The organism is Sulfitobacter sp. (genome assembly GCF_041552635.1).
GTDB lineage: Bacteria > Pseudomonadota > Alphaproteobacteria > Rhodobacterales > Rhodobacteraceae > Sulfitobacter.
The window spans coordinates 1-16,610 of the sequence record NZ_JBFEKM010000022.1; the positions used below are offsets into that span (position 1 = coordinate 1).

At 58.5% G+C, this 16,610-nt stretch carries 16 protein-coding genes and 1 tRNA gene; 6 read left to right on the plus strand and 11 right to left on the minus strand.

The annotated features are described in order from the left end of the window. Positions 1 to 259 precede the first annotated feature (259 nt). The 5 genes from ABYT07_RS04130 to ABYT07_RS04150 form a co-directional block, all read right to left on the minus strand. Entirely contained in the window at positions 260 to 667 is a 408-nt protein-coding gene (locus ABYT07_RS04130) for a hypothetical protein (protein ID WP_372989676.1), read from the minus strand. Positions 668 to 758: 91 nt separating this feature from the next. Continuing rightward, positions 759 to 833 (minus strand) — tRNA-Glu (locus tag ABYT07_RS04135). A 76-nt stretch (positions 834 to 909) separates the two neighbouring features. After that, positions 910 to 2,649 carry a single-stranded-DNA-specific exonuclease RecJ gene (gene recJ, locus ABYT07_RS04140; protein WP_372989678.1) on the minus strand — a complete coding sequence of 580 codons (1,740 nt, stop codon included), beginning with the start codon at positions 2,647 to 2,649 and terminating at the stop codon, positions 910 to 912. Positions 2,650 to 2,754: 105 nt separating this feature from the next. After that, positions 2,755 to 4,041 carry a homoserine dehydrogenase gene (locus ABYT07_RS04145; RefSeq protein ID WP_372989680.1) on the minus strand — a complete coding sequence of 429 codons (1,287 nt, stop codon included), beginning with the start codon at positions 4,039 to 4,041 and terminating at the stop codon, positions 2,755 to 2,757. Positions 4,042 to 4,141: 100 nt separating this feature from the next. Then, the gene (locus ABYT07_RS04150; RefSeq protein ID WP_372989681.1) at positions 4,142 to 4,519 is read right to left on the minus strand and encodes a hypothetical protein; all 378 of its coding nucleotides are present in this window, start codon (positions 4,517 to 4,519) and stop codon (positions 4,142 to 4,144) included. On the opposite strand from ABYT07_RS04150, the gene ABYT07_RS04155 reads away from it, so the two are divergent. Then, positions 4,518 to 5,105, plus strand: coding sequence for a TetR/AcrR family transcriptional regulator (locus ABYT07_RS04155; RefSeq protein ID WP_372989683.1), 588 nt, complete (start codon positions 4,518 to 4,520; stop codon positions 5,103 to 5,105). The genes ABYT07_RS04150 and ABYT07_RS04155 overlap by 2 nt on opposite strands. A gap of 27 nt (positions 5,106 to 5,132) precedes the next feature. Here ABYT07_RS04155 and ABYT07_RS04160 read toward each other — a convergent pair whose 3' ends face one another. Further along, complete coding sequence (locus tag ABYT07_RS04160; RefSeq protein ID WP_372989685.1) at positions 5,133 to 6,044, minus strand: pirin family protein; 912 nt, start codon at positions 6,042 to 6,044, stop codon at positions 5,133 to 5,135. 188 nt (positions 6,045 to 6,232) lie between these two features. Here ABYT07_RS04160 and ABYT07_RS04165 point away from each other — a divergent pair, with 188 nt between their 5' ends. Next, positions 6,233 to 7,183 carry an NAD(P)-dependent oxidoreductase gene (locus tag ABYT07_RS04165; protein ID WP_372989687.1) on the plus strand — a complete coding sequence of 317 codons (951 nt, stop codon included), beginning with the start codon at positions 6,233 to 6,235 and terminating at the stop codon, positions 7,181 to 7,183. A 186-nt stretch (positions 7,184 to 7,369) separates the two neighbouring features. Here the strand turns inward: ABYT07_RS04165 and ABYT07_RS04170 are convergent, their stop codons facing one another. From ABYT07_RS04170 to ABYT07_RS04190, 5 genes are all read right to left on the minus strand, one after another. Further along, positions 7,370 to 8,050: a nitroreductase gene (locus tag ABYT07_RS04170; protein ID WP_372989688.1), complete on the minus strand. Its 681-nt coding sequence runs from the start codon at positions 8,048 to 8,050 to the stop codon at positions 7,370 to 7,372. 107 nt (positions 8,051 to 8,157) lie between these two features. Further along, positions 8,158 to 9,531 carry an L-serine ammonia-lyase gene (locus tag ABYT07_RS04175; RefSeq protein ID WP_372989690.1) on the minus strand — a complete coding sequence of 458 codons (1,374 nt, stop codon included), beginning with the start codon at positions 9,529 to 9,531 and terminating at the stop codon, positions 8,158 to 8,160. Further along, positions 9,531 to 10,217, minus strand: coding sequence for a glutathione S-transferase family protein (locus ABYT07_RS04180; RefSeq protein WP_372989691.1), 687 nt, complete (start codon positions 10,215 to 10,217; stop codon positions 9,531 to 9,533). The genes ABYT07_RS04175 and ABYT07_RS04180 overlap by 1 nt, the downstream gene beginning before the upstream one ends. 86 nt (positions 10,218 to 10,303) lie before the next feature. Then, positions 10,304 to 10,792 carry an isoprenylcysteine carboxyl methyltransferase family protein gene (locus ABYT07_RS04185; protein WP_372989692.1) on the minus strand — a complete coding sequence of 163 codons (489 nt, stop codon included), beginning with the start codon at positions 10,790 to 10,792 and terminating at the stop codon, positions 10,304 to 10,306. Next, positions 10,789 to 11,889 carry a type III polyketide synthase gene (locus tag ABYT07_RS04190; RefSeq protein WP_372989693.1) on the minus strand — a complete coding sequence of 367 codons (1,101 nt, stop codon included), beginning with the start codon at positions 11,887 to 11,889 and terminating at the stop codon, positions 10,789 to 10,791. Before ABYT07_RS04190 ends, ABYT07_RS04185 begins: the two co-directional genes overlap by 4 nt. 172 nt (positions 11,890 to 12,061) lie before the next feature. Here ABYT07_RS04190 and rpiA point away from each other — a divergent pair, with 172 nt between their 5' ends. The 4 genes from rpiA to hflC all read left to right on the plus strand — a co-directional run bounded on the left by rpiA (position 12,062) and on the right by hflC (position 16,568). Further along, positions 12,062 to 12,850, plus strand: a complete 789-nt coding sequence (gene rpiA, locus ABYT07_RS04195; protein ID WP_008226131.1) for a ribose-5-phosphate isomerase RpiA — start codon at positions 12,062 to 12,064, stop codon at positions 12,848 to 12,850. A gap of 21 nt (positions 12,851 to 12,871) precedes the next feature. Further along, positions 12,872 to 14,368, plus strand: a complete 1,497-nt coding sequence (locus ABYT07_RS04200) for an FAD-dependent oxidoreductase (RefSeq protein WP_372989696.1) — start codon at positions 12,872 to 12,874, stop codon at positions 14,366 to 14,368. 71 nt (positions 14,369 to 14,439) lie between these two features. Continuing rightward, positions 14,440 to 15,669: an FtsH protease activity modulator HflK gene (hflK, locus tag ABYT07_RS04205; protein ID WP_372989697.1), complete on the plus strand. Its 1,230-nt coding sequence runs from the start codon at positions 14,440 to 14,442 to the stop codon at positions 15,667 to 15,669. Further along, positions 15,669 to 16,568, plus strand: a complete 900-nt coding sequence (gene hflC / locus ABYT07_RS04210; RefSeq protein WP_372989698.1) for a protease modulator HflC — start codon at positions 15,669 to 15,671, stop codon at positions 16,566 to 16,568. Before hflK ends, hflC begins: the two co-directional genes overlap by 1 nt. The last annotated feature ends 42 nt before the right edge of the window (positions 16,569 to 16,610 follow it).

Here is a 16,610-nt window from a genome sequence, read left to right on the forward strand (position 1 = left end):
AGGTGGGAATAGCGGATCTGCGTTTGACATACCGCGTCAGGTAAACATGCTCAATCGGAAATCATGGTAGCGTCAATTATGACTAAAAAAATTCCGAGTTCCAAAACCTGTCTTCAGATAGAGATAAGGCCTAGATGACCAACTGCACTCGCGATTTTTGGGGGCGGGGTGTCTATTTCCACTTATGCGAAGGGGGTGGGGGGTGCTGATCGGTGTTGGCGTTGACCCCACCCCACATTTCTAGTGGCTTGGAAGCGATCTAGTCACGCAAGTTGACAGCGCTTTCAATCAGCGTGTCGAATATCAGATCGTGAGCAGGCGAGGCATTGCCAAGCACATACCCGCCAAGGTCTTCCTTAAACCATTCGATCTGAGCAACTAGCCCCGCTGGAGACAACGCCGGTGTGGTCGCAAGTCGAACGCTTCGGTCGTGGAGGGCCTCCGCCACGGCTTGGTCTTCGGGCGAGTCTTCGAGTGTTGTCTCAGCAGTGTTCCGAGCCTCCCGCCAGTCAGCCAGCCACTGAACGTGTTGATCGTCTCCGCCTGCGCTGGGCATCAGGTATCTGATGGCTTGTTCAGTTTTCTCTTCATCTGTGTGCGTATCGTTCATTTTTCTAACTTCCTTTTTGAATCGCCCGACAACCAGGCTGAAAAGAAGAAACATCATCTCGTTGAAACCGTATGGTACAATAAATGGCACAACAACTACAGGCCAAACGCATATTATCGTTTTTATTCAATATATTGCGAAAATCAAGTGGCAGCCCGTAGGGGAGTCGAACCCCTCTTTTCAGGTTGAAAACCTGACGTCCTAACCGATAGACGAACGGGCCACTTAGCTTGTGAGCGGTTCAATAGGTAATCCCGCCAAAGGGCGCAAGTGGAAATTGCGCCAAAAGTGAAAAAGTTTTAGGTGGGCGCAGCATCTTCAAGCCGAAGTTGTACCGACTGCCGCCCGCGCCAGCTGTTAATGTCCAGCCGACCGGCCAAATGAAAGCGTGCACCGCCATGATTTTCAAGGGCAGGGCCCATCGGGCCATCAAATGCCCCAAATGCGATGGCATCAAGTTTCGTACCGCTGCCATCTCCAAAGCTGATCTTGAGATGGCTTTCGCCCACGCGTTTTGCATAGCGAATCTGCATATCAGCAAAAGCATAGCGCGGGGCAGGGGCACCGGCACCAAAGGGGCCCGCCTGTTCGATCTGTTCGGCCAGCTCAACGGTGGCTGCGGCGGGCATCAGCATTCCATCCAGACGCAGATCAGCGGCCCCGCCAAGATGCGCGCCCTGCTTGGCCAACAGGTCGGACAGGCGTGCCATCGCGACCTCCAGCTTGTCCTCGGCCACCGTCAGGCCGGCAGCCATCTTGTGCCCGCCGCCTTTGATCAGCAGACCTTCGGCCGCCAAGCGCTGGATCGGTGCGCCCAGATCAATGCCTGATACGGACCGGCCCGACCCTTTGCCGATGCCATCTTCAAACCCAATCACGATGGACGGGCGATTCGACGCCTCTTTCAGCCGCGAGGCGACGATGCCTACAACACCGGGATGCCACCCGGCCCCTGCCGCCCAGACCAATGGCGCATCAAAACCGCGCGCCTCGGCCTGATCCAGCGCTGCGGCGCGCACAGAGGCTTCTACGTCGCGGCGCTCGGTGTTCAGCATGTCGAGCCGCTCTGCAAGGGCGGCAGCCTCGTGCGGGTCGCCGCATGCCAGCAATCGCGCGCCCAGATCGGCCTGACCAATCCGCCCGCCAGCATTGATACGTGGCCCCAGTAAAAAACCAAGGTGATAGGATGACGGCGCGGTGTCCATCCGTGCGACATCGGCCAAAGCGGCCAACCCCAGCCGATCACGCCGCGCCATCACCCGCAGGCCCTGACGCACAAAGGCGCGGTTGACGCCAATCAACGGCGCAACATCCGCGACTGTGGCCAGCGCCACCAGATCCAGCAGTGCCATCAGATCGGGTCCCTTGGCACCGGCCTCGCGTAATTGCCGACCGGCCTCGACCAGCATCAAGAAAACCACGGCTGCCGCGCAAAGATGCGCCAGCGCGCCATTCTCGTCCTGCCGGTTCGGGTTTACGACAGCATGGGCATCGGGCAAAGTCTCGGCACCCAAGTGGTGGTCCAGTACAATCACATCGGCACCCACTGCGGCGGCAATGGGGCCATGGGACAGCGTCCCGCAATCGACGCAGACAATCAGATCATGTTTGGCTGCCAAGGCTGCCATTGCCTCGTCATTGGGGCCATAGCCTTCGTCGATCCTGTCAGGCACATATAGCGTCGCATCACAGCCCATGTCGCGCAACCACACCAACAGCAACGCAGCAGAGCTGCCCCCGTCCACGTCGTAATCCGCAAAAATGGCAATGCGCTGGCGTGCTTTGACGGCCGCCAAAAAACGAGTCGCGGCTTTCTCCATATCCCGCAGTGATCTGGGGTCGGGCAGCAAATCCCGCAAGGACGGTGCTAGAAACATCTCGGCCTCGGCAGGTCCAACCCCGCGCCGTGCCAGAACCTGACACAGAGCCGGCGGAAGGCTGGTCTGCTGGCCCAAGACTTCGCTTGCGCGCGTGACCTCAATGTCGGGGCCGACCCAACGCCGCCCCGTCAAAGACGCATCAACACCTAAAAAGTCCATGCGTCCCTCAATTCCAAATGGTCCTAAATCCTCGCCGAAGGCATCCGGACCGGGACCGCGAATAGCGCCTTGCGGTCCCGGTCACACCCCTTGATCCCGAAGGCCTTAAAGATCCTCAATGCGCAACGCGACCGGATCGCTTGCCAACACGCCTGTGCCCGCCATCGCCGCCAAGGCTTCGTCCAGCGCCTTGCGGCTGGTCTTGTGGGTCACAATCAACACAGGCGCATGATCCGACCGGTGTTCGGTCTGGCGCATCCGGTTGATGCTGATCCCGGCCTCGCCCAGAACGGTTGCGATCTTGGCCAATGCACCGGGTTTATCCAGCAATCCCATGCGCAGATAAAACGCTGCGGGGGCTTGCGACATCGCCGAGGTAGCTGTTTTCAGCGTGCTGGCCTTTTGCCCGAACACCGGCCCATGCCAGCCGCGCGCGATATCGCAGATGTCCGACAATACCGCACTGGCCGTCGGCCCTTCGCCCGCACCGGGGCCGCGCAGGACGATCTGCCCCACGGCGTCGCCTTCCAGCACGATCATGTTTGTCCCACCCGCCAATTGCCCAAGAGGAGAGCTGTCCGGCACTAGACAAGGCTGCATGCGCTGCTCTAGCCCACGACCGGTCATTTGTGCCACGCCTAACAGCTTGATCTTGTACCCCATATCGGCAGCGGCCCGAATGTCCTCAAGGCTGACGCGCTGGATGCCTTCGATCTCGATCCCATTGAAATCAACCTGTGTTCCGAACGCGATGGACGACAAAATCGCCAGCTTATGCGCCGCATCGATACCGCCCACATCCAGATTTGGATCCGCTTCAAGATAGCCAAGCGCACCGGCCTCTTCGAACAAGGAGTTGTAGCCGTTGCCGGTTTCTTCCATGCGGGTCAGGATGTAGTTGCAGGTGCCATTCATGACGCCCACCACGCGGGTGACCTCATTGCCAGCCAGCCCTTCGGTCAGCGTCTTGATAACGGGAATACCGCCTGCAACAGCAGCCTCGTAACGGATCAGGCAGCCAGCGGCTTCGGCCTGTTCAGCCAATGATTGCCCGTGCATCGCCAGCATGGCTTTGTTGGCGGTGACAACGTCTTTGCCCGATGCCAATGCGGCTTCGGTGGCGTCCTTTGCGGGGCCTTCGTCGCCCCCCATCAATTCGACAAACACATCAATATCGTCACGTTTGGCCAGCGCCACGGGATCATCTTCCCACGCGTAATCCGACAGATTGACGCCGCGATCCTTGTCGCGGCTGCGCGCCGAAACGGCTGAAATCGTAATGGCCCGGCCCGTGCGCGCCTCGATCAAGGCGGCTTGCTTGCGCAAGATGCGCACAACGCCCCCCCCGACGGTGCCCAATCCGGCAATCCCAAGACGAAGCGGCTGTGACATGGTTTAATCCTTTGTGATACGGCGCGGGCGCGCATAAATTCATTGCGACGCGATGTAGCGGATGCGCTGCCTGCGTGCAACGCGGCATAGCGACAAAACCCTAGCGCACCCCTTGGGCAAGGCGTTGTTTTTCGGTGCCTGACAGGACCGTGCCGCGTAAACGGGCAGCGCGCGCCTGCAAATTTCGCGCGCGTGTCGTCAAACCCGCTTCGGCCTGCTGCACATCCACCTGACCGGCACGGGCTGTGTCCAACAACGGATCAACAGGCACAAGGGCAGGGTATTCAGCGGCCAAACGTTCGGGGGTGGCACGGCTGTCGAGCGCAGGAAATTGCGTGCAGGCTGCGGGCAGCAACAAGGCAAGGGCGCAAAGGCCAAAGATCGGGCGCATCATCATGGGCTTAGTCATGCACCAGCGGTGGTTTTCGCGCAAGCGGGGTTTGCTTTTGAACATCTGTTCAATTAGCCTTGCTGTCATGGCGCGTACAACCGGATCACATTCTGATATTACAGGCCCCAAGGTCCGCGAAGCGGCGTTGCGGCTGTTCGCGCAGCATGGCTATGCTGCGGTTTCCATGCGGGCCATCGCGACCGAAGTCGGCGTTCAGGCCGGTGCGCTTTATAATTACACGCCAGACAAACAGACCCTGCTGTTCAATCTGCTACGCGCGCACATGGAGGATCTTTTGGCAGCCTCCCAAGACCTTTGCGCCGATGATCCGCTGGAAAGGCTCCGCGATTTCGTGGACTTTCACATCCGGTACCATGCCGACCGCCCCGACGAGGTGTTCATTTCGTATATGGAACTGCGCAACCTCACGCCTGAAAACTTCGCCGCCGTCGAAGCATTGCGCCGTCGATACGAAGACCGGCTTGAGGGGATCTTGCAAAGCGGCGCGCAATCGGGTGCCTTTTCGATTGCCGACACCAAAATTGCGACGCTCGCGGTGATTGCAATGCTTACCGGTGTAAACACGTGGTTTCGCAGCGGCGGACGGCTGTCGCTGGATGAGGTCATTGCGCAGTATTGGGATATGGTGCGCAAATCCGTGGTTGTCGGGTAAGGCCGCGCGGGCCTTACCCTGATTTGTTTAATGGGCCGCTTTGATGAATGTCCCGTTGTTCAGATCGCGCATCGCCTGGCGCAGTTCGGCTTGGGTGTTCATCACAATTGGTCCGTGCCATGCGACGGGTTCATCAATCGGTGCGCCCGAAATCAGCAAGAACCGGACACCTTCCGGACCTGCCTGAAGCGTGACCTCGTCGCCCGTGCCAAAGCGGATCAATGTGCGGTCACCGCTTAGGTCGCGAATGTTCAACTCCTCCCCGGCGACTTCTTTTTCAAGCAAAACACCTGACGGTTTTGACGCATCCGCAAAGGCCGCAGCCCCTTGGAAAACATAGGCAAAAGCGCGGCGGTAGGTGTCGATCTTAAAGGTTTTCTTGACGCCTGCAGGGACGGTGATGTCCAAATATTGCGGATCAGCAGCGATGCCATCGACCGGGCCGGTCTTGCCCCAAAATTCGCCGGTAATCACCTTGACCACGGTGCCATCGTCATCTGTGATGACCGGAATATCCTTGGCGGTCACATCTTGATAGCGCGGGGCTGTCATCTTTTGCGCGGCGGGCAAATTGCCCCAAAGCTGAAAGCCGTGCATCTGGCCGCGCGCATTCCCATGCGGCATTTCCTGATGCAAGATGCCCGATCCTGCGGTCATCCATTGCACATCGCCCGCGCCAAGCGTGCCGACATTGCCCAGAGAATCCCCATGATCCACCGTACCTTCCAGCACATAGGTAATGGTTTCGATCCCGCGGTGCGGATGCCATGGAAAACCTTTTTCAAAATCTTGCGGGCGCTCGTTGCGGAAATCGTCAAACAACAAGAACGGGTCCAGCTCGGACGGGTCCTGAAAGCCGAAGGCGCGGTGCAGTTTCACGCCCGCACCCTCCAAAGTGGGGATGGCGGCGCGGGTCTCAAGCGTGGGTCTAAGGGACATGATCGCTCTCCTTTTTATGCGTTGAGTTAAAAATAAGGAGGGGCGACCACCTGTGCAAGGATGTGAAAATTCACCAAGACTGTGCGCATCTGCACCTTTGTGCACCCTTTTCCTGCAACGTCGTAAACAGACGCGACCTGCTAGGGACGCGCGGCTTCACTTGTTCAAAATACTAAGGGAGAGACAGTATGAAAGTTGGTTTTATCGGGTTGGGGAATGTGGGGGGCAAGCTGTCTGGTAGTTTGCTGCGCAATGGCATCGACCTTTATGTGCATGATCTGAATGCGGAATTTGTGGCAGCCAAGGTTGCAGGGGGGGCCAAGGATGGCACATCGCCCGCTGATCTGATGCAATCCTGCGACGTGGTCATCACCTGTCTGCCCAGCCCGGCGGCATCTGCGGCGGTCATGGATGAAATGTTGCCCCATGTCGGCCCCGGCAAGATCTGGATGGAGATGTCGACTACGGACGCCGCCGAGATCAAGCGCCTGGGGGCCGCAGTGATCGCGGCAGGCGGCGCTGCGGTCGATTGTCCGGTTTCGGGCGGCTGCCACCGCGCGGATACCGGCAACATCAGCATTTTCGCGGCATGCGACAGGCCGACGTTCGATCGCATCCTGCCGCTGTTGACGCTGATGGGGCGGCGCGTTTTGCACACTGGCGATATCGGTTCAGCGTCGGTTCTTAAGGTGATGACGAATTATCTTGCGACTGTGAACCTGATCTCGGTTTGCGAGGCGATGACCGTGATGAAAGCCGCTGGAATGGATTTGGCCACGACCTATCAAGCGATTTCAATGTCTTCCGGCACATCATTTGTGCACGAGACCGAAAGCCAATTGATCCTATCGGGGTCACGGGACGTGAATTTTACCATGGACCTGATCCAAAAGGATATTGGGCTTTTTCAGAGGCTTGCAGATGACTTCTCAGTCCCGCTGGATGTGTCGCCGCTGATTATCGACATTATGACCGACGGGCAGAAACGCTATGGAGAGCGGGCGCAATCCGACCGGATTATCGAGCGGCTGGAGGACGCGACGGGCCTGAAAATCCTTGCTGACGGGTTTCCGCAGGAATTGGTCGATGATGAGCCTGAAGAACGCGGTTACGAGGTCGCAGCGCGTTCGTCTTTGTAAGCTTTTAATATGATGCAGGTGGTGTTTTGCGTCAGGTGTTGATGCCCATGAACTTTTCCACTTCCCCCAAAGGGGATGAGGATTAGCGGTTTAGTCGATTGGAGAAAATGGATATTCCGGGCGACGGCTGGTGCCAAATCGCCCGGGAATCAGGCGTAAAAACGCCCAGCAAGATGATGCTCAATTTCAGCTGTCAAAGCCCACGAAACGCGCCACCGCGTCCACGGGGCGGCGCACCGATTTGACGTCATTTGCGGAAAAGCTTTCATCAGGCCAGCCAAGCGCGACACAGGTCATGATCACTTGATCATCGGGAATTTGCGCATGTTCGCGCACGACGGGCGATTGCATGATCCCTTGACCGTTGATGACGGATCCCAGCCCTTTGCTCCAGGCGGCAAGGACCAGACCGTAAGTCACAGCCCCCAGATCGAAATGCGCGATGGTACCGTTGTCATCCAGCGATTTGTCAAAACAGACGACGATGGACACAGGCGCGTCGAATTGGCGGAACCCGCGCATCACCCAATCTTGGCGGCGCTCTTTGTCTTCGCGCTCAATCCCCATGGCGGCAAAAAGCTGTTTGGCGATATCAACCTGCCGTTCACGGTGCACACCGGCATAGGCCCCGTGATCGCTGATCTCACGGACAGGGGGTACGCCTTGCAGCATGCGGGTGGAGTTCCCCTCGCGGACGTTTTCAAGCGGTTGGCCCGTCAGGACGTGAAAATGCCAAGGCTGCGTGTTCATCGACGACGGGGCGCGGTTGGCCAGTTCAATGATCTCTTCCAGAAGCGCGCGCGGTATGGGGTCTTTGGTAAAGCCCCTGATGCTGCGGCGTCCCAGCATTGCTTGTTCCAGTTCCATGATGTCCCTCCCGACGTTTCCTGCCAGATATTTCCTGACAGACGTCAGCGTCTTGCAAAGGGCGGGCAGGGTCAAGCGCAGCTTTCGCGGGGTGCCGCTGCGTCAGATCAACAGTTGGGCACGTTGACAGCCAAGCCGCCAAGCGACGTTTCCTTATATTTCTCGGACATGTCCACGCCGGTCTGGCGCATGGTTTCGATGCAGGCATCCAATGGCACCAGATGCGTGCCGTCACCGCGCAGGGCCAGTGACGCCGCCGATACGGCCTTGATCGCGCCAAGACCGTTGCGTTCGATGCAGGGCACCTGCACCAAGCCGCGCACCGGATCGCAGGTCATGCCAAGGTGATGTTCCAACGCGATTTCCGCCGCATTTTCAATCTGTTCCGGGGTGCCGCCCATCACGGCGCATAATCCGGCGGCGGACATTGCAGCGGCTGATCCGACCTCGGCCTGACAGCCCGCTTCGGCCCCCGAGATCGAGGCGTTGAATTTCACCAACCCGCCAATCGCCGCTGCCGTCAGCAAGAAATCTTCGATGTGTGCCTCGGACGCGCCGGGGACGTGATCCAGATAATAGCGCAGGGTCGCGGGCATCACGCCAGCCGCACCGTTGGTCGGCGCGGTGACAACCTGACCGCCGGCGGCATTTTCCTCGTTTACCGCCATGGCATAGACGCTCATCCAGTCGTTGATCGTATGCGGCGCTTGCTGGTTCAAACCGCGTTCCGCCAGAAGGGCGTCGTGAATGCCCTTGGCACGGCGTTTCACATTCAGGCCGCCGGGCAGGATGCCGCCGGTCTCAAGCCCGCGATTGATGCAGTCGTTCATCACCTGCCACAGCCGCTTGGACCCGTCGCGCAAATGCGCAGCACCGCCGCGCGATTCCTCGTTTGCGCGTTTCATTCCAGCGATGGTTTTGCCCGACGCCTTGGCCATCTCAAGCATCTCGGCGGCGGATTTAAACGGGTAGGGGACGGGTGCGCCTTCGTCCGTATCCTTGCCTGCGGTCAGTTCGGCCTCGGTCATCACAAAGCCGCCGCCGATGGAATAATATGTCTCGCGCAAGGTCACGTCGCCTTGGGCGTCGGTGGCCATCAGCATCATCCCGTTGGCGTGGCCTGGCAATTTCAGATCATAGTCAAAGATCATATCGGTTTTGGGGTTAAAGTTGAGCGCACCAAAATCGGGCAGGGTTATCTGGTTGGTTTTGTTAATCTCGGCCAAGGTCGCTTCGGCCGTTTCGTGATCATAGTCTTGGGGGGTGAACCCCGCGAGCCCAAGGATCGTGGCGCGGTCCGTGGCATGGCCGACACCGGTAAATGCAAGGCTGCCGTGCAGTGACGCGCGCAAGCCCGCGAATTTGAACGGGGACGCGCGCATCAGGTTCAAGAACCGCGCAGCCGCCACCATGGGGCCCATGGTGTGCGAGGATGACGGACCAATGCCCACTTTGAACATGTCGAAAACAGAGAGAAACATCAGGTGGCACTTCCTTGGGGTGGGGTGGCATATTGCGGGGCGGAAAATGGCGTCGGGCCTAGCCCTTCGGCTTTTTGGGCGGCGGCCACGCTGGGCAGGGTTTCAAGCGACAGGCACATCGCCTTGAGGTGGGGCAATTCATCAAGGTTGAACCAGTTGCGGTCCTTTTGCACAGGATACAGCACACACCAGCGCAGCAAAGCGGCAAGATAAAACTGGATTGCCAGTTCAAAAGGTCCCTGTGCGGCCCGTGCATCAAGCGATTTCAGATGCCGCGTCAGCGCCGCTTGCATGGTTGTGCGCAAGGCTGCCTGATGGGCGGAGTCCGGGCCCGCGTATTTTTCAGGGTAAAACGTCATCCGCAAAGCGGGATGCACCGTGTTTGAGATGAAAAACAACCACTTGAGGAAATCCGCGCGTCTGGGTGTGTGGATTTTTGGACCCAATTCACCGTGCCGGTCGGAAAGCCACAGCAGGATTGCACCGGTTTCAAATATCGCGCCATCTTGGCATTCCAGCACAGGGATCAGGCCATGCGGGTTAAGCGACAGGTAGGCCGGCGATGTTTGCGCGCAGGTGGCCCTGTCCACCAAAACGGTGCGATAAGGCTGGCCCAACGCGTCAAGCGCCAATCGTATGATCAGTGACGCGTTATCTGGTGCATAGTGAAGAATATAGCTGTTCATAGCGCTGTATTAGCCGATTGCGGGCCATCTGAACGATTGAAAACGACATGTTCAAGCGCATTGCAGAAGGCCCGAACCGAAATCGCCTAGTTTGGTCGCAAGGCACCGTCTTCCACGCGAATCCGATGATACAGCATGGCTGCATTCAAGGCGCTGAATAGAAACGCGACCCAGACTAGGCCCAAGATCATCGGGGCCACGAAAACCTCGAACACGACCAATGTGTAGTTGGGGTGCGGGATGAACCGGAACGGTCCTTTGGCCACAAGCGGTTCGTCAATCACGATGATCCGTGTGGTCCAGCGGCGACCCAAAGTACCAAGAATCCAGACTCGAAAAACCTGCAACACGGCATAAAGCGCAAGCCAGCCAAGGTGGATGTCCTGAGAATAGCCAAAGATCAGCAGACACAATACCCAAGCGCTGTGGAGCGCGACCATCACCGGATAATGGGCTGCACCGACTTCGTGGGCCCCGCGCGCCAGCAAGGCGGCAGTGTTGCGTTTTGCGATAACCAGTTCGCCCAAACGTTGCACGACGATAAAGGCAAGGAACAGGAATGTGCCAAGGGTCATGATGCCACCCTCACCGGCAAAAGCGACGCGGTAAAGCCGGGGCCAAGGGCGCAGAGCGCCATTTGTCCCGTCTGGCCTGACTTCAAAACGCGGTCCAACACGAACAACGCCGTGGGGGCTGACATGTTGCCCGCTGCGCGCAAGGTATCGCGCTCGGCATCCAGACTGCCCTCGGGCAGGTGCATCGTGCTCTCGATCGCTTCAAGCACCTTGGCCCCACCGGGGTGGCAGACAAAGCGGTCAATTGCGTCAAGCGGCAGGCACGCGCGGCCAAGCATGCCCAACACAGCTTCGCGAAAGTTTTCCTGAACAAACGTCGGGATGGAGCGGTCAAACACAACGCCCAGCCCGTTTTCATCAACGTCCCAGCCCATGATCCCAAGTGTGTCGGGCCAGATATGTTCCTGACCGTCGCCCAATGTAATTGCCCCTGCATCCTGCTGGGTGCTAGATTTCAGCACTGCCGCCGCCGCCCCGTCGCCAAACAGGACGGTTGCGATGATGTCGGCCTTTTGCAGCCGGTCGGTGCGGAAAGACAGCGAACAGGCCTCGACCGCAACCATCAACACGGTTTGATCGGGCCGCGCTGCCGCCAGCCTGCGCGCCAGTGCCAACCCGGTGACCCCGCCCGCACAGCCAAGGCCAAACAACGGCACGCGCTGCACATCTGTGCGAAAGCCCATTGCTTTGAACGCCTGCGCCTCGAGCGTGGGGGTCGCAATTCCGGTTGATGATACTGTCACGACGACGTCCACCTGATCAGCGCGACAGTTTGCGTCGGCCAGCGCGGCTTGGGCTGCGTCGATAAACAATAAGGGGGCCGTTTGCATGTACGCGGCACCGCGCTCTGCCCAGCCACGGTCTTGTTCGTACCACGCCACGGGCTGCACAAGATGGCGCATGTCCACGCCAGCATTTTCGAATGCCGGGGCAAGCCGTTCAAAATGGGTGTAACGCTTTCCCAGCAGGGCGCGGGCGTAATCCTGCGCCATCGACTGCGGTAACTTGTTCGGCGGCAAAGCCGTACCAATGCCCGCGAGCGTCACACATGTCTCGTGCTGGGCTTGGGGCGAAACTGGATGTGCCATATGCACCATGTCGATACCTTTAAAAAATACTCTTTACGGTCATGAGCTAGTTGGCTGGGCGGGGCTATCCAGTAAAAAGGGGCCGTCTTGGGCCATCCCAGACACCAATACCCGATTTTGAGGGGTCGCACCCTAGGGCGGCTGCGTCTATAAGGGCGTCGATCAATCAGGAGTCGCTGCCATGTCCGGAGAATTATCACCCATTGATAAGGCCAAGTTTGTCGCCGCCAAACGGGCTGCGCAATTTGTCGAAGACGGCATGCGTGTCGGTCTTGGGACTGGCTCGACCGCCGCGTGGCTGGTGCGCTGTCTGGGCGAGATGGTGCGCGACGACGGCTTGCGCATCAAGGGCGTGCCAACGTCCACACGCACAGCACAACTGGCCCGCGAGGTTGGTATCGAAGTCATCAGTCTGGACGAGGCAAAATGGCTGGACCTGACCATTGACGGCGCTGATGAATTTGACGGGGAACTGAACCTGATCAAAGGCGGCGGCGGGGCCTTGTTGCAAGAAAAGATCGTGGCGACGGCATCCGACCAGATGGTCGTAATCGCCGATATCGGGAAAGAGGTCGAAACGCTGGGCGCGTTCCCCTTGCCGATCGAAGTCATCCCATTTGGCTGGCAGACCACGCAGGCGCTGGTCGAGGAAACGCTGATCTCGATGGATGTGCTGGGGCGAACGTCGACTTTGCGAATGAATGGCGACATTCCTTTCATTACCGATGAAGGGAACTACATCATGGATTTGCATCTGAACCGTATTGGCAACGCGCGCCAATTGTCGCTGGTGATGAACCAGATGCCCGGCGTTGTTGAAAACGGGCTGTTCATTGATATCTGTGATGCAGTGGTGATCGGCTTTGGTGACGGTCGCGTCGAAGTACGCGACATCAATGCAGGCACCGTAGACCGTGATCGGCTGGATTTCGTTGAAACAGACAATCTGTTCACGGACCTAAGCGACTAAAACTAGAAAGGCCCCGACTGTATGTCCGACCAAAAGCCCGACGCATCGCGTAATTTTGACTTTGATCTGTTTGTAATTGGCGGTGGTTCTGGCGGGGTGCGTGCCGCGCGTGTCGCAGCCAGCGAACACGGTGCCAAGGTCGGTCTGGCCGAAGAGGACCGCTATGGCGGAACCTGCGTGATCCGCGGCTGTGTGCCCAAAAAGCTGATGGTATTCGCATCGGGCTATTCCGGCATGGCAGCCGAGGCCCAAGCCTATGGTTGGGACATAAAGCCTGGCACATTCGACTGGCTTTCCTTTCGCAAGCGGTTGCACGGTGAACTGGACCGTCTTGAGGCGGTGTATCGCAAGCTGTTGGCAGGGTCGGGCGTCGAAACATTCGACGCGCGCGCCAAGATCAAGGATGCCCACACGGTCGAGCTGTCCACCGGCGAGGTGAAAACCGCCAAGCATATTCTGGTGGCAACGGGTGGCCGTCCTGTGCGCCCTGACCTGCCGAATGCCGATCTGGGGATTGTGTCGGACGATATCTTTCATCTGGAAAAGCTGCCCAAATCCATTCTTATCATCGGCGGCGGCTATATCGCCTGCGAATTCGCCTGCATCTTGCAAGGTCTCGGCGTCGAGGTGACGCTGTATTATCGCGGCGCGCAAATCCTGCGGGGCTTTGACGACGAAGCGCGCGGTCTGGTCGCGGAATCAATGCGGGAAAACGGCATCGACATCCACACGGGCACCAACATCGTCGAAATGGCGCGAGAAGCTGACCGTGACGTCGGTACCGTTCCCAGCAACTCCGACGCAGCCATGGGGGCCACCCCAGAACAGGCAGGCGAATTGAACCGCCATAACGCCGCCGCCCGCGAGGGGACGCAGGGACCGATCTGGGTGAAATCCACCAATGGCGGTGAAAAAGTCTTTGATATGGTTCTGTTTGCAACCGGCCGCACGCCGATGACCCAAGATATGGGCCTTGAAGACGTCGGTGTCAGCCTTGGGCGCGGCGCAGAGATTGAAGTCGATGAATACAGCCAGACCGGCGTGCCATCGATCTATGCCATCGGCGACGTGACCAACCGCGTGAACCTGACACCTGTGGCGATCCGCGAAGGCATGGCTTTTGTGCAGACCGTCTTTGCTGGCAACCCGACACCGGTGGATCACGACCTGATCCCGTCTGCGATCTTTACGCAGCCGGAAATGGGCACGGTCGGCATGTCCGAAGAACTAGCCCGCGACACAGGACCGGTCGAAATCTACGCGACTTCGTTCCGGCCGATGCAAACCGCCTTTGCCGAACAGAACCAGCGTGTGATGATGAAACTGATCGTGTGTCAGGAAACCCGCGTTGTTTTAGGGTGCCACATTGTCGCACCAAATGCAGGCGAATTGATCCAGTTGGTGGGCATCGCCGTCAAGGCGGGCCTGACAAAAGAGCAGTTTGACGCAACATGCGCCGTGCATCCGACCATGTCCGAAGAACTGGTCACGATGCGAACACCAACGCGCACGGCTTGAAATCCGGGCATTCATGCCCAAATCTGAACAGAGAACTAGACTGCAACGGCGGTCGCAATAGGGAAGAATTAATGGCTGGAAATACGGGCGGCCCTTGGGGCGGCGGAGGAAACTCAGGCGGTGACAATTCTGGCGGTGATCAGAACAAGCCGGGTAGCAACCGACCAACAGGTGGGGGGCGTGGGCCCGGTGGTGACAAACCACAGATCCCCGAAATTGATGAATTGGTGAAAAAAGGCCAGGAACAACTGCGCGTTCTGATGGGCGGTAAAGGTGGCAATCGTGGCACTGGCGGTGGATCTGGTGGTGGCGGAAGCCGCGGACCGCTGCTCTCGCGTGGCAGCATCGGCCTTGGTGCCTTGGCAGCCGTGGTGCTGTGGGGCATGGCCAGCTTTTACACGGTCCGTCCCGAACAGCAGTCGATCGAGCTGTTTCTTGGCAAGTTTTCCGGGATTGGCACTGAAGGTCTGAACTTTGCGCCATGGCCGTTTGTAACCGCCGAAGTGTTCGACGTCACCACCAACCGCGCCGAAACCATCGGGGCAGGTCGGAATTCGGACGACAATGACGGCTTGATGCTGACAACGGACGAAAACATCGTCGATATTGATTTTCAGGTGGTCTGGAATGTCAAAAGCGCCGAGGATTTCAAATTCTCGTTGCGCAATCCAGATGCCGCAGTGCGCGCGATCTCTGAATCCGCGATGCGTGAAATCATCGCCCAGTCGGAACTGGCACCGATCCTGAACCGCGACCGCGCCGCGATCGAAGCCGCCGCGCGCGAGCTGATCCAGACAACGCTGGACAACCGCCAGACCGGGATCAACATCATCCGCGTCAACTTTAACAAGGTGGATCCGCCCAGCCAGACGGTCACCATGACCGACGCCGAAGGGCGCACCACGCAGCAGACCGTTATCGACGCCTTCCGTGATGTTCAGGCCGCCGCACAAGAACGCGACCGGGTGGAACGTCAGGCTGATGCCTATGCCAACCGTCGCACCGCCGAAGCACGTGGTGAATCGGCGCAAATCCTGGAAGCCGCAGAAGGGTACCGCGCCCGTGTCGTGAACGACGCCGTGGGTGAGGCAAGCCGCTTTGAGGCTGTGTTGAAAGAATACGACGCCGCACCCGAGGTGACCCGAAAGCGTCTGTACCTAGAGACCATGGAAAAGGTTCTGGGCGACGTCGACAAGATTATTCTTGAGAACAATCAAGATGGCGGTGGTCAGGGTGTCGTGCCCTATGTGTCGCTGAATGAATTGCGCCGCAATGCCGGCAATACCGGAGGATCAAACTGATGAAAAAGCTAGGATTTCTTGTTCCAGTTGTCGTCATCGCAATCGTCGGTGCCCTGTCGTCAATGTTCATCGTAGACGAACGTGAAAAGGTTCTTGTGCTGCGGTTTGGCCAGATCAAACAGGTCCGCGAAGAACCGGGCCTTGGCTTTAAACTGCCGCTTCTGGACGAAGTTGTGCGCTATGAAGACCGTATTCTGACGCTGGAAACCCCGATGATCGAGGTGACACCAGCCGATGACCGCCGTCTTGAGGTAGACGCTTTCGTTCTCTACCGCATCGCCGACATTCGCCAGTTCCGGCAGGCCTTGGGGATCGACGGGGAACGTCAGGCTGAAATTCAGCTGAATGGTATTCTTGACGGTCAGATCCGTGCGGTTCTGGGTTCGCAAGGTGTGACATCGGACACGATCCTGTCGCCCGAGCGGTCGGCGCTCATGGATCAGATTCAGGAACGTACCGATCAGCGTGCTCAGGCTTTGGGGCTGGCGGTTGTTGATGTGCGGTTGCGCCAGACCAATCTGCCCGAACAGAACTTTGACGCCACGCTGCAACGTATGATCGCCGAACGGGACCGCGAAGCGACAGACGAACGGGCCCGTGGCCGAGAGGCGGCACAGCGTGTGACAGCGCTTGCGGATCGTACCTATACCGAGATCCTGTCAGAGGCCCGCCGCGATGCCCGCATCACCGAAGGTGAAGCAGACGCCGAGCGGAACAAGATCTTTGCGCAGGCCTATTCCAAGGACGCAGAATTCTTTGAATTCTACCGGTCTCTTAGCGCCTATGAAGAAGCTCTGAAGGGGAATAACTCGACCATGGTAATGTCGCCGGACAGCGAATTCTTTAACTACTTGCGGTCCGATCAGGGCAGCCGGTCGGCCGAGGGCGAAAATAACTGATCTTGATCCAAATCTTGATTGTACAAAAAGGGCTGGCCAATG